This is a genomic window from Vreelandella piezotolerans, assembly GCF_012427705.1.
Classification (GTDB): Bacteria; Pseudomonadota; Gammaproteobacteria; order Pseudomonadales; family Halomonadaceae; genus Vreelandella; species Vreelandella piezotolerans.
The window spans coordinates 791,990-815,312 of the sequence record NZ_CP048602.1; the positions used below are offsets into that span (position 1 = coordinate 791,990).

At 59.1% G+C, this 23,323-nt stretch carries 22 protein-coding genes and 3 tRNA genes; 21 read left to right on the plus strand and 4 right to left on the minus strand.

Annotated features, from left to right (window positions below; genetic code table 11):
• Nucleotides 1-52 precede the first annotated feature (52 nt).
• The gene (mutS, locus tag GYM47_RS03660; protein WP_153842152.1) at nt 53-2,620 is read right to left on the minus strand and encodes a DNA mismatch repair protein MutS; all 2,568 of its coding nucleotides are present in this window, start codon (nt 2,618-2,620) and stop codon (nt 53-55) included.
• A gap of 121 nt (nt 2,621-2,741) precedes the next feature.
• Between mutS and GYM47_RS03665 the strand changes: the two genes are divergently transcribed.
• From GYM47_RS03665 to GYM47_RS03705, 9 genes are all read left to right on the plus strand, one after another.
• Nucleotides 2,742-3,266: a CinA family protein gene (locus tag GYM47_RS03665; RefSeq protein WP_153842153.1), complete on the plus strand. Its 525-nt coding sequence runs from the start codon at nt 2,742-2,744 to the stop codon at nt 3,264-3,266.
• An 89-nt stretch (nt 3,267-3,355) separates the two neighbouring features.
• On the plus strand, nt 3,356-4,417 hold the full coding sequence (gene recA / locus GYM47_RS03670; protein ID WP_139525139.1) for a recombinase RecA: 1,062 nt from the start codon (nt 3,356-3,358) through the stop codon (nt 4,415-4,417).
• A gap of 38 nt (nt 4,418-4,455) precedes the next feature.
• On the plus strand, nt 4,456-4,917 hold the full coding sequence (locus tag GYM47_RS03675) for a regulatory protein RecX (RefSeq protein WP_153842154.1): 462 nt from the start codon (nt 4,456-4,458) through the stop codon (nt 4,915-4,917).
• 148 nt (nt 4,918-5,065) lie between these two features.
• Nucleotides 5,066-7,675: an alanine--tRNA ligase gene (gene alaS / locus GYM47_RS03680; RefSeq protein ID WP_153842155.1), complete on the plus strand. Its 2,610-nt coding sequence runs from the start codon at nt 5,066-5,068 to the stop codon at nt 7,673-7,675.
• A gap of 106 nt (nt 7,676-7,781) precedes the next feature.
• Nucleotides 7,782-9,032: an aspartate kinase gene (locus tag GYM47_RS03685; protein WP_139525142.1), complete on the plus strand. Its 1,251-nt coding sequence runs from the start codon at nt 7,782-7,784 to the stop codon at nt 9,030-9,032.
• 192 nt (nt 9,033-9,224) lie between these two features.
• Complete coding sequence (csrA, locus tag GYM47_RS03690; protein WP_039180068.1) at nt 9,225-9,413, plus strand: carbon storage regulator CsrA; 189 nt, start codon at nt 9,225-9,227, stop codon at nt 9,411-9,413.
• 124 nt (nt 9,414-9,537) lie between these two features.
• Nucleotides 9,538-9,630, plus strand: a tRNA-Ser gene (locus GYM47_RS03695).
• 30 nt (nt 9,631-9,660) lie between these two features.
• Nucleotides 9,661-9,737, plus strand: a tRNA-Arg gene (locus GYM47_RS03700).
• Between the two features lie 68 nt (nt 9,738-9,805).
• Nucleotides 9,806-9,882, plus strand: a tRNA-Arg gene (locus tag GYM47_RS03705).
• A gap of 189 nt (nt 9,883-10,071) precedes the next feature.
• Here GYM47_RS03705 and GYM47_RS03710 read toward each other — a convergent pair.
• Nucleotides 10,072-11,076, minus strand: a complete 1,005-nt coding sequence (locus tag GYM47_RS03710) for a tRNA dihydrouridine synthase (protein WP_231125508.1) — start codon at nt 11,074-11,076, stop codon at nt 10,072-10,074.
• A gap of 127 nt (nt 11,077-11,203) precedes the next feature.
• Here GYM47_RS03710 and GYM47_RS03715 point away from each other — a divergent pair, with 127 nt between their 5' ends.
• From GYM47_RS03715 to GYM47_RS03725, 3 genes are all read left to right on the plus strand, one after another.
• On the plus strand, nt 11,204-11,461 hold the full coding sequence (locus GYM47_RS03715) for an OadG family protein (protein ID WP_153842156.1): 258 nt from the start codon (nt 11,204-11,206) through the stop codon (nt 11,459-11,461).
• A 92-nt stretch (nt 11,462-11,553) separates the two neighbouring features.
• Entirely contained in the window at nt 11,554-13,359 is a 1,806-nt protein-coding gene (oadA, locus tag GYM47_RS03720; RefSeq protein WP_153842157.1) for a sodium-extruding oxaloacetate decarboxylase subunit alpha, read from the plus strand.
• 12 nt (nt 13,360-13,371) lie between these two features.
• The gene (locus tag GYM47_RS03725) at nt 13,372-14,694 is read left to right on the plus strand and encodes a sodium ion-translocating decarboxylase subunit beta (RefSeq protein WP_139525145.1); all 1,323 of its coding nucleotides are present in this window, start codon (nt 13,372-13,374) and stop codon (nt 14,692-14,694) included.
• 68 nt (nt 14,695-14,762) lie between these two features.
• Here the strand turns inward: GYM47_RS03725 and GYM47_RS03730 are convergent, their stop codons facing one another.
• Together GYM47_RS03730 and GYM47_RS18325 are read right to left on the minus strand one after the other, a co-directional pair.
• Nucleotides 14,763-15,380 (minus strand): IMPACT family protein, encoded by a 618-nt coding sequence (locus GYM47_RS03730; protein ID WP_139525146.1) that lies wholly within the window; start codon nt 15,378-15,380, stop codon nt 14,763-14,765.
• Between the two features lie 29 nt (nt 15,381-15,409).
• Nucleotides 15,410-15,880: a LexA family protein gene (locus GYM47_RS18325; RefSeq protein ID WP_231125509.1), complete on the minus strand. Its 471-nt coding sequence runs from the start codon at nt 15,878-15,880 to the stop codon at nt 15,410-15,412.
• Nucleotides 15,881-16,137: 257 nt separating this feature from the next.
• Between GYM47_RS18325 and ccmA the strand changes: the two genes are divergently transcribed.
• Genes ccmA through ccmI form a run of 9 tightly spaced genes read left to right on the plus strand, consistent with a single transcriptional unit; the run spans nt 16,138 to nt 23,294 of the window.
• Nucleotides 16,138-16,758, plus strand: coding sequence for a cytochrome c biogenesis heme-transporting ATPase CcmA (ccmA, locus tag GYM47_RS03740; protein WP_139525147.1), 621 nt, complete (start codon nt 16,138-16,140; stop codon nt 16,756-16,758).
• Between the two features lie 55 nt (nt 16,759-16,813).
• Nucleotides 16,814-17,506 (plus strand): heme exporter protein CcmB, encoded by a 693-nt coding sequence (gene ccmB / locus GYM47_RS03745; RefSeq protein WP_176558205.1) that lies wholly within the window; start codon nt 16,814-16,816, stop codon nt 17,504-17,506.
• Nucleotides 17,507-17,520: 14 nt separating this feature from the next.
• Nucleotides 17,521-18,261: a heme ABC transporter permease gene (locus GYM47_RS03750; RefSeq protein ID WP_153842158.1), complete on the plus strand. Its 741-nt coding sequence runs from the start codon at nt 17,521-17,523 to the stop codon at nt 18,259-18,261.
• On the plus strand, nt 18,261-18,515 hold the full coding sequence (gene ccmD, locus GYM47_RS03755; protein WP_153842159.1) for a heme exporter protein CcmD: 255 nt from the start codon (nt 18,261-18,263) through the stop codon (nt 18,513-18,515). Before GYM47_RS03750 ends, ccmD begins: the two co-directional genes overlap by 1 nt.
• Nucleotides 18,505-19,014 carry a cytochrome c maturation protein CcmE gene (ccmE, locus tag GYM47_RS03760; protein ID WP_044629992.1) on the plus strand — a complete coding sequence of 170 codons (510 nt, stop codon included), beginning with the start codon at nt 18,505-18,507 and terminating at the stop codon, nt 19,012-19,014. Before ccmD ends, ccmE begins: the two co-directional genes overlap by 11 nt.
• Before the next feature lie 50 nt (nt 19,015-19,064).
• Nucleotides 19,065-21,071 carry a heme lyase CcmF/NrfE family subunit gene (locus tag GYM47_RS03765; protein WP_153842160.1) on the plus strand — a complete coding sequence of 669 codons (2,007 nt, stop codon included), beginning with the start codon at nt 19,065-19,067 and terminating at the stop codon, nt 21,069-21,071.
• Nucleotides 21,068-21,595, plus strand: coding sequence for a DsbE family thiol:disulfide interchange protein (locus GYM47_RS03770; protein WP_139525153.1), 528 nt, complete (start codon nt 21,068-21,070; stop codon nt 21,593-21,595). The genes GYM47_RS03765 and GYM47_RS03770 overlap by 4 nt, the downstream gene beginning before the upstream one ends.
• On the plus strand, nt 21,586-22,056 hold the full coding sequence (locus tag GYM47_RS03775) for a cytochrome c-type biogenesis protein (RefSeq protein ID WP_153842161.1): 471 nt from the start codon (nt 21,586-21,588) through the stop codon (nt 22,054-22,056). The genes GYM47_RS03770 and GYM47_RS03775 overlap by 10 nt, the downstream gene beginning before the upstream one ends.
• Complete coding sequence (gene ccmI / locus GYM47_RS03780; protein WP_153842162.1) at nt 22,053-23,294, plus strand: c-type cytochrome biogenesis protein CcmI; 1,242 nt, start codon at nt 22,053-22,055, stop codon at nt 23,292-23,294. The genes GYM47_RS03775 and ccmI overlap by 4 nt, the downstream gene beginning before the upstream one ends.
• The last annotated feature ends 29 nt before the right edge of the window (nt 23,295-23,323 follow it).

The window sequence follows — 23,323 nt, forward strand, 5'->3', positions numbered from 1 at the left end:
GCGCTCGCGCTCATCTGTTGATGCGATTACTGCCGCTCATTATATCCATTGTCTATAGCAGCTCTCGCCACTGATACAACAGGGCCAGCGCTTCGCGAGGCGACAAGTCGTCGATATCCGCCTTGCCGAGCGCTTCTACCACCGGGTGCGGGACGCTGGCGAACAGGTCGTTTTGCTGCGGTATCGCAGGGCTCGCTGAGGGCCGCTGCTGCTCGTCGACATCCCGCTGTTCGAGCATCATCAGCTTTTCCCGAGCGCGACGAATCACCGGAGCCGGGACCCCGGCGAGTTGGGCGACCTGTAAGCCATAACTCTGGCTGGCGGGGCCCGCCTCGATACGGTGCATGAACACGATGCCATCGCCGTGTTCCGTTGCTGTCAAATGAATATTGGCGACGCCCTCCGCCTGCTCAGGCAGTGCCGTCATTTCAAAATAGTGCGTGGCAAACAGCGTGAGCGCCCGGGCGTTGGCGAGATGCTCGGCGCTCGCCCAGGCCAAGGAGAGGCCGTCGAAGGTGCTGGTGCCGCGGCCAATCTCATCCATCAGGACTAGGCTGTGCTCGGTGGCATTATGCAGGATATTGGCGGTTTCGGTCATTTCCACCATGAAGGTCGAGCGTCCCCCGGCGAGATCATCCGACGAGCCAATCCGGGTAAAGATGCGATCGACCGGACCGATCTCAGCGGCATCGGCAGGCACGAAGCTGCCGCTATGGGCCAGCAGTGCAATCAGCGCCGTCTGGCGCATGTAAGTCGATTTACCGCCCATATTGGGGCCGGTAATGATCAGCATGTGCTGCTCTGGGGTGAGCAGTACGTCGTTGGGCACGAACGGCTTATCGCTGACCTGCTCTACGACGGGGTGACGGCCCGCCGTAATCGTGATGCCGGTGCTGTCGACCAACTGCGGGCGCACCCAGTTGAGCGCATCGGCGCGCTCGGCGAAGGCGCACAGCACGTCTAACTCTGCGAGCGCTCGGGAAGTGTTTTGTAGCTCGTGCAACTGGGCATTGAGGTCAGCCAGCAGCTGATCGTAAAGCCATTTTTCTCGAGTGAGCGCGCGCGACTTGGCAGAAAGCGCTTTGTCCTCGAACTCCTTGAGTTCTGGAATGATGAAGCGTTCGGCGTTTTTCAGCGTTTGACGACGGATATAGTCGGCGGGCGCCTGCTGTGCCTGGGCGCGGGGCAGCTCGATGAAGTAGCCGTGCACGCGGTTATACCCGACTTTGAGGTTGGCGAGCCCGGTACGCTCACGCTCTCGCAGCTCCAGTTGTACGAGGTAGTCGCCCGCGTTTTCGGCCATGCCTCGGTGCTCGTCCAGCTCGGCATCGAAGCCGTCGGCGATGACGCCGCCATCCCGAATTACCACGGGCGGGTTGTCGACCAGCGCGCGTGCTAGCGTATCGGCCAGCTCGGGGTAGGGGCGAATGTGTGGCTTGAGGCTATCCAGGGCACTGCCGCTGTCGATATCGGCCAGCAGCGCTTCCAGCGTGGGCAGCGTGGCGAGCGCATCTCTCAACCGTGCGAGATCTCGCGGTCGGGCGCTATAAAGAGCGACACGGGCGAGTATGCGTTCCACATCGCCCACATCGGTTAATGTTTCCCGCAAGCTCATATAAGCGGCATCGATGGAGAGCAGGGCAACGCCGGCTTGGCGGCCTTCGACGATCTCTCGCTGACGCAACGGGCGATTCAGCCAGCGTTTTAAAAGCCGTGACCCCATGGCGGTCGTGCAGGTGTCGAGCACGCTGGCCAGGGTGTTGTCACTGCTGCCCCCCAGATTGATGTCGATCTCCAGGTTGCGGCGGCTGGCGGCGTCGATCACCACGGCATCATCGCGGTTCTCTACGCTGATGGCCCTCACGTGGGGCAGGCGCGAGCGCTGGGTGTCGCGGGCATAGTCGATCAAGACACCGGCCGCGATCAGCGCCGTGGAGAGGTGCGCGCAGCCAAAGCCACGCAGATCGCTGACCTCGAACTGGTCGCACAGGCTGCGGGTGGCGCTCTCCAGATCGAATAGCCACTCCCCCTGTCGGCGTAGGCTGCGCTTTTGCGACCACACATCGGGCAGCGTCAGGCTTTCGGGGACCAACAGCTCTGCCGGAGAGAGCCGGGTCAACTCGGCGAGCATTTCCGCTTCGCTCTCGACTTCCAGCACGTTGAAGCGACCGCTGGAGAGCTCCAGCCACGCCACCCCCCAGCCCGCCTTGCCGGGGGCGACGGCCACTAGAACGTTATCTCGCCGTGCATCGAGCAGGGCTTCGTCGTGCAGCGTGCCGGGTGTCACGATACGCACGACCTGGCGCTCGACGGGCCCTTTGCTGGTGGCCGGGTCGCCGATTTGCTCGCATATTGCGACCGATTCGCCCCCAGCCACCAAGCGCGCCAAATACCCCTCGGCGCTGTGGTAAGGCACTCCCGCCATGGGGATGGGCTTGCCCCCCGATTGGCCGCGTTGCGTCAGCGTAATATCCAGCAGCGCGGCGGCGCGTTTTGCGTCGTCGAAAAATAGTTCGTAAAAATCCCCCATGCGGTAAAACAGCAGTACCTCGGGGTGCTCGCGCTTGATCTTAAGGTATTGCGCCATCATTGGCGTATGGGCGGGGCTGGCCTGTGACATGGGCGTCCTGATTGAGCGTGGCGCAAGCGATTGGCTTGCGGCATGTTCGTTGGGCAATTTCGTTGAGAAAGCTAAACGCAGTATTCTACGCTACCCTAAGGTCCTACATGAAGGAGTCACCATGGCCCCCAGCGTTTCAAGCCTCAAGAACCTCGATTTATCGCTGCTTGCCCAGCGCCTGGGGCGGCAATGTCTTCAACTGGGCATGGAAGTGACCACCGCGGAGTCCTGCACCGGTGGCGGCATCGCCAGCGCCATTACCTCGGTGGCCGGCAGCTCGGCTTATTTTACGGCCGGTTACGTCACCTACTCCAACGCCGCGAAAACGCGCCTGCTAGGCGTCGAGCAAGCGACGCTCGATGCCCACGGCGCGGTCAGCGAGCCGGTGGTGAAGCGCATGGTGGCCGGTGCTTGTCGTGAGAGCGGTGCCGATATGGCCGTGGCGGTGAGTGGCGTCGCCGGACCCGATGGCGGCAGCGATGACAAGCCGGTCGGCACCGTATGGATCGCTTGGGGCGGTGCCGAACAGCAAGAAGCCGAGTGTTTCCATTTTCCTGGCGACCGCCAAGCGGTGCGTGAGCAGGCGGTGCGCGAAGCACTGGCAGGGCTGGTGGCTCGGTTGAGCGCCCAAGCGCAGAAGAAATAATCGTTAAAGTAGCCGTTGAGGATTTGTTTAGCCGCGAATCTTTGGCATACTACTGGCTAATTATACAGCTTGTTATGAGGAATCTCTGCATGGCTCAGGAAGACAACCGCACTAAAGCGCTCAATGCCGCACTCAGTCAAATTGACCGCCAGTTTGGCAAAGGAACCGTCATGCGCCTCGGCGATGCGCCACGCGTCGTGATGCCGTCTGTCTCCACCGGTTCTCTGGGGCTGGATATTGCGCTGGGAATTGGTGGTTTGCCGTTTGGTCGCGTCGTCGAAATCTTTGGTCCAGAGTCGTCGGGTAAAACGACCCTGACGCTGTCGGTCATCGCCCAGGCGCAAAAGCAGGGCAAAGTGTGTGCTTTCGTGGATGCCGAGCACGCGCTCGACCCTAGCTACGCCGAGAAACTGGGCGTCAACCTGGACGACCTGCTGGTCTCTCAGCCGGACACGGGTGAGCAAGCGCTGGAGATTACCGACATGCTGGTGCGCTCCGGCGGTGTCGATGTGATCATCATCGACTCCGTGGCGGCGCTAACCCCGCGTGCCGAGATCGAAGGCGAAATGGGCGACTCCCACGTCGGCCTGCAGGCGCGTTTGATGTCCCAGGCGCTGCGTAAAATCACCGGTAACATCAAAAACGCGAACTGCTTGGTGGTCTTCATCAATCAGATTCGTATGAAAATCGGCGTGATGTTCGGCAGCCCCGAGACCACGACCGGCGGTAACGCGCTGAAGTTCTACTCCAGCGTTCGCTTGGATATTCGCCGCACCGGTTCGGTGAAGGCGGGAGACGAAGTCACCGGTAACGAAACCCGCGTGAAAGTAGTGAAGAACAAGGTGGCGCCGCCGTTCCGTCAGGCCGAGTTCCAAATCCTGTACGGCAAAGGTATTTACCACGCCGGCGAGGTCATCGATCTTGGCGTGCAGTGCAACTTGGTCGATAAAGCGGGCGCTTGGTACAGCTACAAAGGCAACAAGATCGGTCAAGGCAAAGCCAATGCGGCCCAGTACTTGGAAGAGCATCCCGAGATCATGAACGAGATCGAGACTCAAATCCGTGAACAGCTCCTCGCCAAGGCCGAGCCGAAGAAAGAAGAAGCGCCCGCCGCGGATGTGGCCGCCGATGGCGACGACGATCTGCTCTAAACGGCCATTCCCGTTGGCGTGGAAAAGAGGAGGGTGCCATGTTCCCCTCTAATGCAGATGCCTCGCCACGGGACGTGGCTATTCAACTGCTGGCTCGGCGCGAGTACTCGCGCGTCGAGCTGGCGCGTAAACTTCAGCAAAAATCCTTCGACGGCGATGAAATCGAGGCCTGCCTCGATGCGCTGGCCGAACAGTCTCTCCAATCGGATGCGCGCTTTGCCGAGAGCTTCGTCCGTTCGCGAATTGCCCGTGGGCAGGGCGTGATCCGCATCAAGGGCGAACTTCGTCAGCGAGGTATCGATCAGGAGACACTGACGGCTGCGCTAGAGGCCGTCGAGGAGCGAGAAGCCATCGATTGGTTCGAGCTGGCCAAAGAGACCCTAGCAAGACGTTACGACTCCCCCGGCGATACACCCAAAGAGCGCGCCAAGCGCGAGCGTTTTCTGGCGACACGTGGCTTTGACTTCGAGCAAATCCGCTACGCGCTTTCCTGCCTATAATACGCCCTTTGGAACCGCTCGTTTTAGGTTCTGCCACTAACTGCGGCTTTAGTCGTTTGACAACTGCGTTATAATGGATCCTTTGCGACCCCAGCGGGTGGCGGCGACAGCGCCCTGGGGCATCACGCTTTCTTGTTACGGATACCCTATGAAAAGCGCAGAGATCAGACAGGCCTTCCTATCGTTTTTTGAAGAGCACGGCCACACGGCAGTGCCGTCTAGCTCGCTGGTGCCGGGCAACGACCCGACGCTGCTGTTCACCAATGCGGGCATGGTGCCTTTCAAAGATGTGTTTTTGGGTCGTGACCCTCGCCCCTACGTGCGTGCCACCTCTGCTCAGCGCTGTGTGCGTGCCGGCGGCAAACATAATGACTTGGACAACGTAGGTTACACTGCGCGCCACCACACCTTCTTCGAGATGCTGGGCAACTTCAGCTTTGGTGATTACTTCAAGCGTGACGCCATTCGCTTTGCCTGGACATTCCTGACCGAAACCCTGGGGTTACCCAAAGAGAAACTCTGGGTCACCGTACATATCAGCGACGACGAAGCCGAGCGCATCTGGAAAGATGAGATCGGTATCGACCCCGAGCGTTTCTCCAAGCTGGACGAGGACAACTTCTGGCAAATGGGCGACACCGGTCCCTGTGGCCCTAGCTCAGAGATTTTCTTCGATCACGGCCCGGAGGTGTGGGGTGGCCCGCCTGGAAGTCCTGAAGAGGATGGCGACCGCTACATCGAGATCTGGAACCTCGTCTTCATGCAGTTCGAGCGCGATGCCCAAGGCACCCTCAACCCACTGCCGAAGCCCTCTATCGATACCGGCATGGGGCTGGAGCGTGTGGCGGCTGTCATGCAGGGCGTGCACTCCAACTACGAAATCGATCTGTTCCAGAATTTGCTCAAGGCGGCAGCAGACGCCACGGGACATGGCGATACCACCACGCCCTCGTTACGCGTCATCGCCGACCACATTCGCTCCTGCGCCTTCTTGATCGTCGATGGCGTGCTACCTTCCAACGAAGGTCGTGGCTATGTACTGCGCCGGATCATTCGTCGGGCGATTCGTCATGGCCACAAGCTGGGCGCGTCCGAGCCGTTCTTCCATAAGTTGGTGAGCGCTCTGGATGACGAAATGGGTGATGCCTACCCCGAGCTGCGCGATGCCAGCGAGCAGATCGCCCGCGTACTGCTGAAAGAGGAAGAGCAGTTTGCGCGGACGCTGGATCACGGTATGGGCTTGCTGAACGCGGCGCTCGAAGAGCTGCAAGGTGACGTGCTGCCCGGCGAAACCGTGTTCAAACTCTACGACACCTACGGCTTCCCGTTCGATTTGACTGCTGACGTGTGCCGAGAGCGTGAGGTGACACTGGATGAAGCCGGTTTCCAGCGTGAACTCGAAACTCAACGCGAACGCGCTCGTGCCGCCAGCCAGTTTGGCGCGGATTACACGGCCTCTATCGAACTGGACGGCGAAACCCAGTTTACCGGCTACGAGCGGCTGGAAGACCAAGCCACCGTAACCGCCATCGTAGACAGCGAAGGCAACGCGCTGGCGGCTTTGGAAGCCGGTCAAAAAGGCACCGTAGTGCTCGATCGTACGCCATTCTATGGGGAGTCCGGCGGACAGGTGGGCGATACTGGCTACTTGCACGTCGATGGTGGTCGTTTTCAGGTGAACGATACCCAGAAACAGAGTGGCCACCACCTTCACCAGGGGGTAATGGTCGAAGGGAGTCTGAGTGTCGGCGCCAACGTGCGCGGTGAAGTCGATGCCAGTCTGCGTGGCGCGACCATTCGTAACCACTCCGCGACCCACCTGCTGCACAAAGCACTGCGAATGGTGTTGGGGGATCACGTGCAGCAGAAGGGCTCGTTGGTCAACGCAGAGCGTCTGCGTTTTGACTTTAGCCACTTCGAACCGATGACCGCGGAGCAGCTTGCTGAGGTCGAGCGCATCGTCAACGAGCAAATCTTGGCGAACGCGCCGACCAAAATCGAGCAGATGAGCCTCGCCGATGCCAAGGCCAAAGGCGCGGCAGCACTGTTCGAAGCCAAATACGCTGATAACGTGCGCGTATTGACCATCGGTGCCGATGACTTCTCCATCGAGCTTTGCGGCGGTACCCACGTCAAGCGCAGTGGCGACATTGGCTGCTGCCACGTGGTCAGCGAAGTAGGTATTGCCTCGGGTGTGCGTCGTATTGAAGCGATCACCGGCGAAAACGCACTGGCGTATTTCCGTGAGCAAGAAGCCCGCGTTCAGCGGATTAGCGAACGCTTAAAAACCAAGCCAGAGCAAGTGGAAGCGCGTGTCGAATCGCTGGTGGAGCGCAACCGCAGCCTGGAAAAAGAGCTCGAGCAGCTCAAAGCGAAGCTGGCGAGCGCGGCGGGTAGCGATATGCTCAGCCAAGTGCAGGAAGTGGGCGGCGTGAAGCTGCTGGTAACTGAGTTGGATGGCGTGTCTGGTAAAGATCTGCGCGGCGTATTGGATCAGCTGAAAAACAAGCTAGGCTCTGGCGTGATTATGCTAGCCACTGCTGACAAGGCCGCTGGTAAAGTCAGCCTGATTGCTGGGGTCACTTCTGATTTAACTGGCCGTGTTAAAGCGGGCGAGCTGGTTAATCATGTGGCCTCCCAAGTGGGTGGCAAAGGGGGTGGGCGCCCTGATATGGCTCAAGCAGGCGGCAGTCAGCCCGATGCGCTGCCGGATGCGTTGAACAGTGTCCCGGCTTGGTTGGAAAACACACTTCGCTAAATAGAGAGGCCGGTGGCATTATTTGCTACCGGCCTTTTTGCTAGTTAGGAAAGCTGGCAACAATAATATTCACCCTCCATTCCCGAACGTAAAGGAAAAACGGCATATGGCACTATACGTACAGAAGTTCGGCGGCACCTCGGTGGGCTCTGTCGACCGTATCAAGGCCGTGGCGGAAAAAGTGAAAGGCTTTCGCGACCAGGGACACCAGGTCGTGGTCGTCGTTTCCGCGATGAGCGGCGAAACGAACCGCCTGACCGAGATGGCCCATGCGCTGAACGAAGAGCCCGCACCGCGTGAGATGGACATGCTGCTCTCCACCGGTGAGCAAGTCACTATCTCCTTGCTGGCCATGGCGTTACAGCAAATTGGCGTTCCGGCGACCTCGCACACCGGTGCACAGGTAGGGATCTTGACCGACAGCGCCTACACCAAAGCGCGTATCCAGCGCATCGAAACCGACGACCTGAAATCTGATCTGGACGAAGGTAAGGTCGTGGTCGTGGCCGGTTTCCAAGGCGTCGACGAAGACGGCAACATTACTACCTTGGGTCGTGGCGGCTCGGACACCACCGGCGTGGCCCTGGCAGCGGCTCTGGGCGCTGATGAGTGCCAAATCTATACCGATGTGGACGGTGTCTACACCACCGACCCGCGCGTCTGCTCCAAAGCGCAGCGCCTGGAGAGCATCACCGTCGAAGAGATGCTCGAGCTTGCCAGTTTGGGCTCTAAAGTACTGCAAATTCGTGCTGTTGAATTCGCTGGTAAGTACAACGTACCGCTGCGGGTACTGTCGAGTTTCGAAGACGGCCCGGGCACCCTGATTGTCGCTGACTCTGACCAAGACGAGGATTCTATGGAAGAACCGCTAATCTCCGGTATCGCGTTTACCAAGAACGAAGCCAAACTGACGCTACTGAACACGCCAGACGTTCCGGGCGTAGCATCGCGCATTTTGGGTCCGATTGCCGACGCCAACATCGAAGTCGATATGATCGTTCAGAATGTGGCGCCAGCGGGGGACTACACCGACTTCACCTTTACCGTGGCGAAGGGTGACTACAAGGCCACCAAAAAGCTGTTAGAAGAGACCGTTATTCCTGACCTGGGTGGCGGCGAACTGCGTGGCGACGACAACATCGCCAAAGTTTCTCTGGTGGGCGTTGGTATGCGCTCTCATGCCGGTGTCGCCTCTAAAATGTTCCGCGTATTGGCCGATGAAAACGTCAATATCCGTATGGTCTCCACGTCCGAAATCAAGATTTCTGTCGTGATTGACGAAAAACATATGGAACTTGCGGTCAATGCCTTACACAAAGCATTTGGCCTTGATAAATCCGATATCGAATCTGAATAACAATTGTGTCCTAAACCTTCTACGCTGAAAGTACTTGCTGCTCTGTGGTGGTGAGCTTTCTTTCAACGGGAGGTTAAGGTGTCATAGGGGCCAAAGCCATTGGTGGCAGGGGTCACCATGTCGCATAATGGCATGGTGACGCCACTGGCGGACACATCCCGTTGTATAAAACGTCTGAGAAGGAGATCAGCCATGCTCATCCTAACCCGCCGCGTTGGCGAAACGCTGATGATCGGTGATGAAATCACCGTCACAGTATTAGGTGTGAAAGGTAATCAAGTGCGCATTGGTGTGAATGCACCAAAAGATGTCGCGGTTCACCGTGAAGAGATCTATCAGCGCATTCAGCGTGAACGTAATAGTGAAAGCGAAGCAGAATAAATGGCTGTCCGTGTTACGCTCATTAAAGGGCGTTTAAGCGGTGATTTTAGGCCGGTGCGAAAAAAATCGGAATAAGGCTGGACACCAGTCATCAAAATCGGTAATATTCGCGCCGTGCCGTTGAGGAGAGGTGGCCGAGTGGCTGAAGGCGCTCCCCTGCTAAGGGAGTATAGGGTTTATAGCCCTATCGAGGGTTCGAATCCCTCTCTCTCCGCCAACTGCATGATGTAGCATCGTAATTTGATACGCGCCCGTAGCTCAGCTGGATAGAGTACCTGACTACGAATCAGGTGGTCGGAGGTTCGAATCCTCCCGGGCGCGCCAAGTTGCAAAGCTAAGTGCTTGATGTTACACTGCTTTCCTTGCTTAAGGAATTAGGCAATGAATGAAAAGCGCCCGTAGCTCAGCTGGATAGAGTACCTGACTACGAATCAGGTGGTCGGAGGTTCGAATCCTCCCGGGCGCGCCAGATTCCAAAACCCGCTCTCATAGGAGAGCGGGTTTTCTGTTTTCTAGCCTGACTATCGTGGCTCGCGCGGTAGTCTTGCGATCGTGTAAAGCGCCCCCGCATCCTTGCGGAAGGGCGCTTTTTTTTGGCCCGTAAAACGCCAGGGGAAGAGTGTCGGGTAGCGAAAGCTGGCGATGGTCCTTGATGGCCTTAGGCGGGTTCGCAGGCGTTGAGCGCGCTCGTGCTAGGGGTAAGGCTGCCCAGAAGTGTGTCCAAGTCGGTCAGGCGCTTCAAGCGTTGAAAATGCTGGTTGGCTTCGGCGTTGCCCTGACGCATCTGGGCAAGCCACTGCTTCACCAGGGAGACCACCACGCGGTCAGGAAGATGTTGGCGCTGCAGCGCGGCGTACTCTTGCAGCACGCTGGCGCGCATTGTCCAAGTGGTGTCCGCCAAGCGTTCGCCGGTTTGCTGCCAGTGGCGAATGCGAGGGGCCAGCCAGGGGTCGGCGAGGGCGCTGCGTCCTAGCATGACGTCGCAGCAGCCCGAGAGCGTGCGCGCTTTCCAGTAATCCTCGAGTGTCCAGATATCGCCATTGGCCACCACGGGGATGGAAACGTGGCGGCGCACTTTGCCGATCCACTCCCAGTGAGCGGGGGGGCGGTATCCCTCGTCTCGCGTCCGCCCGTGGACGACCAGTCGCGCCGCGCCGCCCGACGCGGTGGCCTGCGCACACGCCACCGCCAAGCGACGATTGGCAAACCCCAGGCGGATTTTTGCCGTCACCGGTATCTCGCCGTCTAACGCCTCGGCCACCGCTTTCACGGCGCGGTAGACGCGCTCGGGCTGGCGCAACAAGGACGCGCCACCGTCGTGGCGGTTGACCAGCTTGGCCGGGCAGCCAAAATTGAGATCGATACTGATGGCGCCCAACGCAAGCGCTTGGCGGGCATTCTCCGCCAAAGCCTGTGGGTCGGCGCCTAGCAACTGCAGGTGCACCGGCACGCCGCTGGGCGTGGCGACGGGGCGTTGCTGTAATTCGGGGCAGTGTTTATAAAACACGCGTGGGGGGAGGCGCGTGTCGACGACGCGGACGAACTCGGTGACCGACCAGTCAAAGCCGGCCTGCCGAGTGAGTAGGTCTCGAGTGAGTGCATCGATGACGCCCTCCATCGGTGCGAGACCGATCTTACCTTTATGTAGTAAATTAACAACCATGACTTCCACTATGGCGCGATTGCATTCTATCCTGGATGTGGCAGGTTAGTGTATTACCCTTATTGCGCCAAGCGCCGTTGGAGGCGTTTGGTGTGCCAATAACCCTATAAAATAAGGAGAGCACGCTATGCAAGGGTCGGAGTTGCTCCAAGAGGGGCTTGCTCTAATGGGCCTGGGTATGGGCTTTGTTTTTGTTTTTCTTACTATTTTGGTCATAAGCGTCACGCTGATGTCGAAGCTGATCGACCGTTATCAGCCTGTCCCTGTGGCGGCGCCAGCGGACCGAAAAAGTGGAAAAACACCCGCCAAACACGGTCAAAACGACGAAGTCGTCGCGGTGATCAGTGCTGCGGTGCATCGTTATCGTTCGTCTCGCCGCCAGTAAGCGGCACGCGCCAGCGTGTCCATTTCGCTCCTGATGCAATTTTTTTGTTAAATTTACTACAAATTCATAACGCCAAACTGTGAGCCATGACCATGAATGAAATAAAACGTCCTCTGGGAATCACCGATGTGGTGCTGCGCGATGCGCATCAATCCCTGTTTGCCACGCGTCTGCGCTTGGACGACATGCTGCCCGTTGCCGAAAAGCTGGATAAGGTCGGCTACTGGTCGCTGGAAACCTGGGGCGGTGCCACCTTCGATGCGTGTATCCGTTACTTAGGGGAAGACCCGTGGGAGCGTATTCGCACCCTTAAAGAGGCGATGCCCAACACGCCCCAGGCTATGCTGCTGCGCGGCCAAAACCTACTGGGCTACCGCCACTACGCTGACGATGTTGTCGATAAGTTTGTTGAGCGCGCCAAGACCAATGGTGTCGATGTATTCCGCGTATTTGATGCCATGAACGACCCGCGCAATTTAGAGCGCGCTATTAAGGCAGTGCGTCAGGTGGGCGGCCATGCGCAGGGTACCATTTCTTACACGGTGAGCCCGGTACATACCCTGGATAGCTGGGTAGATCTTGCCAAGACCATTGCCGCAATGGGTGCAGATTCGCTGGCTATCAAGGATATGGCGGGGCTACTCACGCCGTATACGGCGTATGACTTGGTCACGCGTCTTAAAAAAGAGCTCTCCATTCCCGTCCACCTGCACTGTCACGCGACGACCGGCTTATCGACCTCGACCATTTTGAAAGCGGTCGAGGCAGGGGTCGATAACGTCGATACCGCCATCTCCTCCATGTCGATGACCTACGGCCACAGCCCGACGGAGTCCGTGGTGGCCATGTTGAAAGATACCGACCGCGACACCGGCTTGGACCTGGAGCTGCTGGAAGACATCGCTGGCTACTTCCGCGAAGTGCGTAAAAAATACGCCGCCTTCGAAGGCTCGCTGCGCGGTATCGATTCGCGCATTTTGGTGGCCCAGGTGCCCGGCGGCATGCTCACCAACATGGAGAGCCAGTTGAAAGAGCAGGGCGCTGGCGACAAGCTGGATGACGTACTGAGTGAAATCCCCCGCGTTCGTGAAGACCTCGGGTTCATTCCGCTGGTGACCCCTACGTCACAAATCGTGGGCACCCAAGCGGTCATGAACGTCATGATGGGCGAGCGCTACAAGTCAATCTCCAAAGAGGTGCAGGCGCTGCTGAAGGGGGAATACGGCGCTGCCCCGGCACCCTTCAATGCCGAATTGCAAAAGCGTGTGCTGGAGGGTGGCGAGCCAATTACCTGCCGCCCGGCAGACAACCTCTCCCCGGAAATGGACAAGCTTGCCGCCGAGCTTAAAGAGAAAGCTAGCGCCGAGGGCATTCGCCTTGCCGAAGACGAGCGGGAAGTGGATGACGTGCTGACCTATGCGCTGTTCCCGCAGATTGGTTTGAAATTCCTCAAGAACCGCGACAATAAAGACGCTTTCGAGCCTGCGCCCCAAGCCGCTCAAGCGTCGACACCGGCCAAAGCAGACGCCGCTCCTGCCGCCGCACCGAGCGCTGGCGGTGGCCCGGAAACCTATACCGTGAAGCTCAACGGCAAGGCGTACGTGGTCGAGGTGTCAGAGGGTGGCGAGATCGGCAATATTGAGGAGCAGCCCGCCGCACAGCCTGAGGCTGACACCCCTGCGTCTAGCGGTGTCAGCATCGACGCACCGCTGGCGGGTAACATCTTCAAAGTGAACGTGCGTCCAGGTGATCAAGTGGCCGAAGGCGACGTCGTGATCATTCTCGAAGCCATGAAGATGGAAACCGAAGTGCGTGCCAGCAGCGCCGGTACGATATCGAAAGTCAACGTCAATGAAGGCGATAGCGTTGCCGTTGGCGATGCGCTGATCGAGCTTTAAGGGCCTCTCGGAATGGATAAACTAATCACTTTATGGGAAGGCTCCGGGCTTTATAACCTAGAGCTTGGCCAAGCGGTGATGATCCTTGTAGGGCTTGGGTTGCTCTACTTGGCGATTCACAAGAAGTTCGAGCCGTTGCTGCTCGTACCGATTGGGTTTGGTGGCATTCTCGCCAACATTCCCGAGGCTGGCCTCGCGATTTCGGCGCTGGATCAAGCGATCGAAGTCGCCAAGCCCGCCGTGCTTCAGCAAATGGCTACCGCGTTGGGAGCTACACTCGACCCCTTGGCCGGTGTCGAGGGCTGGCGTGACACCCTCAAGGCGATTGCCCACGATTCGGCGGCGCCGGATCAACTGCGCGCCGCGAAAGATATTGCGGTGAGCGTCGGCTACAGCGACGGCATGCTGTATAACTTCTACAAGGTTGCCATTGGCTCTGGTATCGCGCCGCTGCTGATCTTCATGGGCGTAGGGGCGATGACCGATTTCGGCCCGCTGCTGGCCAATCCGCGTACGCTGTTTTTAGGGGCGGCGGCGCAGTTCGGTATCTTTGCCACGCTGTTTGGGGCGGTGCTGCTGACCTCCATGGGCATCATGGATTTCTCGCTCAATCAGGCGGCAGCGATTGGTATTATCGGCGGGGCAGATGGCCCGACGTCGATCTACGTCTCCAGCGTGCTGGCACCTGAGTTACTAGGGGCGATTGCCGTCGCGGCGTATGCTTACATGGCCCTGGTGCCATTGATCCAACCGCCGATCATGCGCCTTCTGACCACTGAAAAAGAGCGCAAGATCACCATGACGCAGCTGCGTCCGGTCTCCAAGCTCGAAAAAGTGGTTTTCCCGCTGATGCTATTGATCGCCGTGGCGCTGTTTCTACCGGACGCGGCACCTCTGCTAGGCATGTTCTGCTTTGGTAACCTGATGCGCGAGTGTGGTGTGGTCGAGCGCCTTTCCGATACCGCGCAAAACGCGCTGATCAATATCGTGACGATCATCCTCGGGCTCTCTGTGGGCTCGAAACTGATGGCCGATAGCTTCCTGGCGTTTGAAACCCTGGGTATTCTGGGACTGGGGATCGTAGCCTTCGGCATTGGGACTGCTGCCGGGGTGTTGATGGCCAAGCTAATGAACGTGGTTAGCAAAATGCCCATCAACCCGTTGATTGGGGCGGCAGGGGTGTCGGCCGTGCCGATGGCCGCGCGCGTGGCGAATAAAGTCGGACTGGAAGCGAACCCGCACAACTTCCTGCTGATGCACGCCATGGGGCCCAACGTGGCCGGGGTGATCGGCTCGGCGGTCGCCGCTGGTGTGATGATCAAGTACCTAGGCTAAGCGGCCGTTAGAGCGCTGCCCATCTGAAACGTGGCTTATCGAGCAGGGCTCGTGTAAGCCGCGTTTTTTCATGCCCGCCGCGGTTCGACGGCGGTTTTGAGGCGGTTTTCTAGGCCGCTGATATCCAACTCGACATCCCGCGGCCAGCCGATGGTCAGGCGCACGCCGTCGCCATCGTAGTCTGCCTGCTGCACGGGCAGCGCCTGCTCGTCGCACCATGCGCGCGCTTGCGCTTCGTGGGCGAAGCTGACCTTCAACCGATAGCTGTCCCGCTCGATGACTTCCCGGGTGGGCAGCGTTTCCAAGCCGGCTTTGACGGCCTGAGCATAGGCGCGGGCCAGCCCGCCAGTGCCTAACTTGGTGCCGCCAAAGTAGCGAATCACCACGCAGCCGATTTCGCCGATCTGGCTGCCCTGAAGTGCCTGGAACATGGGGCGTCCGGCGGTGCCGCCCGGTTCGCCATCATCAGAAAAGCCAATATGGGTTTGCTCGCCAGGAGGGCCAGCAATGAAGGCCGTACAGTGATGGCTAGCGTTTGGGTGAGCAGCTTTGGCCGCTTGAAGCAGCGTGTCGAAAGCGTCAGGGGTGGGGGCATGGCACAGCCAAGCCAAAAATTGGCTTTTCTCGACGTCGATGTCGGCGGTGTGCCATATACCAAGGGCTAAATCAGGGACTCGAAAACGCAACGAGGGCTCCCGGCAGGGTGGGTGACCAATTAGTGATGCTGGGTTTCCGTGGTGTGTTGGGCCACGCCCATTACCATGCCCAGCACCTGAATGTCACAATTATGCAGGAATAGGTCCGGTATGGCTGCATCTTCCGGCCATAAATGGATGCCCAAGCGGCTAATGGAGAGCTGCTTAAGCGTCACTTCGCGCTGGTTGATCGTCGCAACGGCGGTCTCTTGATGGGCGTCGTGCTGGTGACGGTGAATGATGATGACATCGCCGTCGAAGAGATTGCAGTCGCGCATGCGGTCGCCGCGAATACGCAGGGCGTAGGTGTTGCGACGTGTGACGCGAGGGGATGTGCACGCTTGGCGCGCATGTGATGAGGCGCTGCGAGACGCTAGTGGGGTAGGCGTCGATGGCGCTACCGGTTGAGACAGCGTCTGAGAGGGTACGTAAGAAGGAACCTGAGACGTTACCCTAGAGGGTAGGCAGATCGTCATAGTGTGTTCTCCCATGCAGCGCCCGTTGTCGAGGCGTTTGATTGAGGCGATACCTGTTGTTTTATTCTGTGGTGTCTATTCATACAGTGTTTACAGTATAAGCCTGTTTTTGCATACAGTGCTAGTCCTGTCTTTTGCAGGACGCCTCCATGAGGTGCTTAAGCAAGCATTGGTTTGGGGCACGCTGCGACCCAAGACCGCAGAGCCCGACTGGCGGGGAAGGGCCTTTCCGTGTAGAGTTCGACCCAAAATCAATGCGCCTGGAGTGTCTTTTGAGCCTGTGCCTGCAAGCCCGACAATTGGCCTGTGAACGCGACGACCGTTGGCTGTTTGAAGGGCTCGATCTCGATATCCAATCGGGTGAGATCGTGCGCATCGAGGGCCCAAACGGCAGCGGCAAAACGACGCTGCTAAAAATACTCTCAGGGCAATTAACCGATTACCGTGGCGAGCTTTTCTGGAATGGCGCGCCCATGCGCCAAGCCCGTGAACATTTTCTCGCCAATTTGCTCTATTTAGGTCATGCCCCCGGTGTGAAGGCGGGTCTCTCGCCGCTGGAGAATTTAGCTTGGTATCAAGCGCTTAGCGGAGTGGTGGGCAGCGAGCCTGCACGGGAGGCAGCGCTGGCAGCCGTTGGACTTACCGGTTTCGAGGACGTGCCTGCCGGTCAGCTGTCTGCCGGGCAACAGCGGCGTGTGGCGCTGGCGCGTTTGACCCTCACTCAGCGTGCGCTGTGGGTGCTAGACGAGCCTTTCACTGCCATCGATCGTCAAGGGGTGGCGGCGCTGGAGGCGCAGTTGGTGGCCCATGCGCAGTCTGGCGGCTGTGTGTTGGTGACCACGCACCATGCGCTGGCCGAGTCACCCGTGCTCAGGCGTATTCAGCTGGGGTAAGAAGGAGACAGCGTTGCAACGTTCACACGCTCCATTAAGCCCCCCCGAGGTGGCCATGCATGCCCCCCAGGGCGGTCTGCTGGTGGCCATCAAGGCCACGCTCAAGCGCGACCTCACCCTGATGCTGCGCCGTCGTGGCGAGGTGCTCAATCCGCTGGTGTTCTTTGCACTGGTGATTACCCTATTCCCCATTGGGATTTCACCGGATCCAGCGCTGCTGGCAAGCATTGCGCCGGGGCTGTTATGGGTAGCTGCGCTGCTAGCCGCACTGCTCTCGCTGGATAGCCTGTTTCGCAGTGACTATGACGATGGCAGCCTTGAGCAATTACTACTGGCTCCCCAGCCGCTGGCGGCGCTGGGGTTGGCAAAAGTGGCGGTGCATTGGCTGCTGACCGGGCTGCCACTGGCGCTCATGGCGCCACTCTTGGGCATCATGCTGTCGCTTCCCGCAGGAAGCTACGCCGTGCTGTCGCTGTCGTTGGCGCTCGGTACGGCCAGCTTGAGTCTGATTGGCGCCATCGGGGCGGCATTGACGGTGGGGCTGGCGCGGGGCGGTGTGCTGCTCTCGCTGCTGGTGCTGCCGCTCTATATTCCAGTACTGATTTTCGGCGCAGGTGCCGTACAAGCCGCTATTTTTGGCGATGGAATGGCCGCTCATCTGGCGATTCTAGGGGCACTGCTGGCGCTAGCACTGATGCTGGCACCCTGGGCCATTGCGGCATCGCTGCGCATCAGCATCAACGGTTAGAGGACGGGAACACCATGTGGGCCTTTATCAACAAACTAAGATCACCCAAATGGTTCTATGCCATTAGCGCCAAACTGCAACCGCTTTTTTGGGTAGCGGCAACGCTGTTGCTGCTGGTCGGCACCGTTTGGGGGCTCGTCTTTGCGCCTGCGGATTATCAGCAGGGCAATAGCTTTCGCATCATTTATGTCCACGTACCCGCTGCGTTCCTAGCCCAATCCATCTTTGTCTCCATGGCGGTCTCCGGGCTGGTATTCATGGTCTGGAAGATCAAAGTGGCGGATATGGTCGCCACCGTGATGGCCCCGCTGGGTGCCGCGATGACCTTCGTAGCGCTTTTTTCGGGCGCAGTATGGGGCGTGCCCACCTGGGGAACCTGGTGGATGTGGGATGCACGGCTTACCTCCATGCTGATTCTGCTGTTTCTCTACCTGGGCGTAATTGCCTTGCGCGGTGCGTTTAGCAGCCGCGATAGCGGCTCCCGTGCCGCGTCTGTGCTAGCGATGGTTGGCGTGATCAATATTCCGATTATTAAGTACTCAGTGGATTGGTGGTACACCCTTCACCAGCCCGCCACTTTCACGATTACAGGGCGCTCTGCCATGACCATGGACATGTGGGCACCGCTGCTGATCATGGTATTGGGCTTTTACAGCTTTTTTATTGCCCTCACGCTGATGCGCACGCGTAGCGAAATTCTGCGTCGTGAAGCCAATAAGCGCTGGGTGCGCGAGCTTGCCGAGGAGACGAACTAATGGCCTTTTCCTCGCTAAACGAATTTTTTGCCATGGGCGGTCACGCGGTCTACGTGTGGGCTGCCTGGGGAGTTACTGCGCTGTTGATGCTAATGATCGTGTGGCACGCACGTCAGGAGCGCCGCCAGCTACTCAACGTGGTAAAGCGCCGGGCGCGTCGTGAAAATGCCCAGCGCAACGCTCAGCCATCGCACGCGCAGCCCCTGCAAGAGCCAGTTAACTCTGCTCAGAAGGACGTTCACTATGACGCCTAAACGTAAACAGAAGCTGTTTGTTATCTTAGGGCTATTGTCGCTCACCGCCATTGCGGTGGGGCTCACCCTGTATGCGCTGCGCGCCAACATCAATCTGTTTTTCAGCCCGGTACAAATTGCCCAAGGCGATGCCCCCATGGAGCGCCAAATTCGCGCGGGGGGCATGGTCAAAGAGGGCTCTGTGTCCCGCGACCCGGAAAGCCTCGATGTTGAGTTCGTGGTGACTGACTACGTGGATGATCTAGAGGTCTACTACAGCGGTATTCTGCCGGACCTATTCCGTGAAGGGCAGGGCGTGGTGGTGGTCGGCGAACTGCAGGCCGATGGCCGACTCTACGCCGATAAGGTGTTGGCACGCCACGATGAAAACTACATGCCGCCCGAAGTGGCGCAGGCATTGGAAGAAGCAGGCTACTCCCCGGCAGACTTTCAAGCGAAAGCTGCCGAAGTGGGCAAGCGCCTAGAGCAGGAAGGCTCCCCAGAAGGAAGCGACTATTAACGACTGCACGCACGCTGTGCGATAAAGCCTGATGCTAATTCGGAGCACCCATGTTGATTAAGATCATTCCTGAAATCGGCCACTTTGCCCTGGTCATCGCGCTACTCATGGCGGTGGTTCAGGCGGTGATGCCGCTTGCCGGGGCTGCCACGCGTCGCCCGCTGTGGATGGCCTATGGTCGTCCCATGGCCATCGGCCAATTCCTGTTTGTGACCATTGCCTACCTCTGCTTGACCGCCAGCTACATGCTGGACGATTTCAGCGTGGCTAATGTCGCTAACAACTCCAACTCTCTGCTGCCCTGGTACTACAAATTCAGCGCCGTGTGGGGTAACCATGAAGGCTCGGTGCTGCTATGGAGCTTGATGCTGGCGGGTTGGGGATTCGCGGCATCGGTCTTCTCGGGCGACTTGCCCCGCGACATGGTGGCCAGAGTGCAGGGCATCATGGGCATGGTGTGTGTGGGCTTCTTGCTCTTCATTTTGATGACCTCCAACCCCTTCGAGCGCTTGCTGCCGAACATGCCGCAAGATGGCGCCGACTTGAATCCGCTGTTGCAGGATTTTGGCCTAGTGGTTCACCCGCCGATGCTCTACATGGGTTATGTGGGCTTTTCGGTGGTGTTTGCTTTCGCGATTGCCGCCCTGCTGGGCGGGCGCTTAGACGCCGCTTGGACCCGCTGGGCGCGCCCCTGGACCAACGTGGCCTGGGCGTTTCTCACCGTCGGGATCGCACTCGGCAGCTGGTGGGCCTACTACGAGCTTGGCTGGGGCGGCTGGTGGTTCTGGGACCCGGTGGAGAACGCTTCGCTATTGCCCTGGCTAACGGGCACGGCACTGGTTCACTCGCTGGCGGTGACCGAAAAACGTGGCTCGTTCAAGAGCTGGACGGTGTTGCTGGCGATCTCGACGTTCTCGCTGTCGCTGATGGGCACCTTCTTGGTGCGCTCGGGCGTACTGACCTCGGTCCATGCCTTTGCCAATGACCCCTCGCGTGGCTTCTTCATCCTGATGCTGCTGGCAATCACCGTCACGCTATCGCTGCTGGTGTTTGCACTGCGTGCACCGCGCGTCAGCCATAAAGTGGGGTTCAACTGGCTTTCGCGGGACTCCCTGCTGCTGATCAACAACATCCTGCTGGTCATCATGACCGTCACGGTGCTGCTGGGCACCGTATACCCGCTGATTCTGGACTCTTTGGGGCTGGGTAAAATCAGCGTAGGCCCGCCTTACTTCAATGCGCTGTTCGTACCGCTCACCGTGGTGATGTGTGTCTTCATGGGCTTGGGGCCGGTGGCGCGTTGGAAAAGCATGAGCGGTCGTGAGCTGTGGCGGAAGCTAGGTCTCGCAGCAGCAGCTGCCATCGTGCTGGGTGTAGCCATGCCGTTGGTCTACGGCGGCGAATGGAATTTGTGGGTGTCATTGGGAATCGTGTCGGCGCTATGGATCGTGCTGCCCATGGTGCGCGACCTGTTCGACAAGACCCGTCACGCCAGCTCGTTTGTCGCCGGGCTGCGCAAGCTCTCGCTCTCTTATTGGGGAATGGTGCTGGGCCACGTGGGCATTGCGGTGACCATCGTGGGCGTTGCCGTCGTTTCGAATTACAACATCGAACGCAACGTGCGCATGTCGCCGGGCACCACCGTGGAAGTGGCGGGCTATCAGTTCACCATGACGGAACTCACCAACCGACGTGGCCCCAACTTCCTGGCCGATACTTCGATCATTCAGGTACAGCGCGGGGACGAGGGACGCAGCTTCGTGATGCGCCCCGAGAAGCGCCTTTACCTCGCCACCGGCATGCCCATGACCCAAGTTGCGCTGCGCCCTGGTTTGTTCCGCGACCTCTATGTGGCCATGGGTGAAGACCTGGGCGACGGCAGCTATGCCATGCGCGTCCAGTACAAGCCGTTTGTGCGCTGGCTGTGGTTAGGCGGCCTGCTCATGGCCTTCGGCGGCGTTCTAGCCGTTGTGGATAAACGCTATCGTCGTGTCGCGAGTCGCCAGACAGCTCCCGCTCGGACGGATCGTTCGTCGTCTCAGGAGGCTATGGTATGACACGACGCCTGCTGCTTTTACTCCTGCCGATTGGCTTTCTCGGTATCGCGCTGTTTCTGTACCAAGGGTTGGGGCGCGATCCGTCGCAGCGTGACTCTGCGCTGATGGCACGTGAGTTTCCCGTATTCGAAGCCACCACGCTACGCGATGCTGATCGCCAAGTGGATCAAACGCTGATGATGGGGGAGGTCACGCTGGTCAATGTCTGGGGTGAGTGGTGCCCTGCATGTAAGCAGGAGATGCCCCAGCTTTTAGAGCTCGCCGATCACGGCATTCGTATGGTCGGCATCAACTACCGGGACACCCGTGAAAAGGGGCTAGAGTTTTTGAGCGAGTTCGGTGACCCGTTCGAGGTCAACGTGTTCGACCCCGAGGGCAGCCTGGGTTTCGACCTCGGTGTTTATGGTGCGCCTGAGACGTTTTTGGTGGATGCCGCAGGCGTGATCCGATACCACCATAAAGGATACGTGTCACCTGAAGACGTTCGTGAGCGCATCCTGCCGGAGGTAGAAAAATGGCGTTAATGCGTGGGATCTTCGCCGTGATGCTGCTGGCACTGGCGGGCAGTGTCGTGGCGGCAGGCATTGAAGTTCGCGAGTTCGACGACCCGGTGATGGAGCAGCGCTACCGTGACCTCACGGCCTCCATGCGCTGCCCGTTATGCGAAAACCAGGCTATCGATGACTCTGATGCGCCGATCTCTGGTGATATGCGCGAGCGGGTCTATCAGCTGCTTCAAGATGGTCAGTCGGATATCGAAATCATCAATCACATGGTGCAGCGTTTTGGGGAGTACATCCTCTACAACCCGCGCCTGGAAAACCGCACCTACCTGCTGTGGGGGCTGCCCATCGGTCTGTTCGTCCTCGGCACGCTCGTGGTCGTACTGATGGTGCGTGCTCGACGGAATGCGTCTGCGAAAGCGTTGAGCGCCGAAGAGCGCGCCCGCTTGGATGCTCTGATCAACCGCGAGAGGTCTTCATGACACCGCTCTGGATAGCGATTGCACTACTGTTATTACCTGCTCTATGGCTGCTGATTGCCCCCATGCGCGGTGCCCGCGTTCTGCGCGACCAGCTAGATCACTTTGAAGCCAACGATACGTCTGCCGAGCAGAACGTGGCGATTTTCCAGCGGCGCATGGCGTCCCTGGAAGCGGCACGCGAGCGTGGCGACATCGACGACGCTCGTTTTAATGAAGATCGCCTAGAGCTAGAGCGCAGCCTGCTGGAAGACACCGCCACTCAGGCCAAGCGGCCGCTGAAAGCTGCGAGCGCTGGACGGCTGGTGGTGCCGCTGGTCATGGTAGCGGTGGTGGGTGCCAGTACGTTTTGGTATCAGCAAAACGGTGCCGAAGGAGACCTGACGCTCTACGCGATTCAAGAAGAGATCAGAAACGACCCGGAAGGCTCGTTGATGATGTTCCTGGAGCGCATGGAAGCCGAAGCCGAGCGCCAGCCTAACAACCCCAACGTGTGGAGCTCGCTGTTTCCACTCTACCGGGATACCGGTCAGCCTGACAAAGCGGTCGATGCGCTGGAGCGCTTGATCGCCATCGAAGGGCGCATTCCGCCGCTGCTCGCTCAGTTGGCGCAGCTCCGCTTCTTCATGGCCGAGCGGGAGTTAACGCCCGAGGTACAGGCGCTGGTCGATGAAACGCTTGAGCTAGACCCCCGTCAGCCCACCGTGTTGGGGCTTCTGGGCATTCACGCCTTCGATAACGGTGATTATGAAACGGCCGTCGACCGTTGGCGCCGTGCCGTTGCCAATATTTCAGACCCAGAGACGGCTGCTTCCCTGCGTGAGGGTATCCGGGTGGCCCAAGAGCGCATGGGCGTCGCACCGGAGCCATCTGCCGCCGCTCAGGGCCAAGGCGTGCGGGTGAGCGTCTCGTTGGATGAGGCGCTGGCAGACCGTGTCAGCGACGATGCGACGGTGTTCATTACCGCACGGGACATCGATGGCGAGCTGCCGCCGCTGGCGGTGACCCGCGCTCGGGTCTCTGAGCTGCCGATGACCGTGGTGCTGGACGACGCCGCTGCCATGTCGCCGCAAGCGCAAATCTCTCAGGTGCGTGAAGCGCGCCTGGTGGTGCGTGTCTCGGAATCTGGGCAGGCCACGCCGCAGCCTGGGGATCTGTTTGGCGATTTGGAGAGCGTTAGCGTCGGCCCCATTCGCGAAGACGCTACCGCCAATGTCGTTATCAACCGTGTTTTTGAATAACCACCACGTAAGCTACCGCTGCTAAGGGT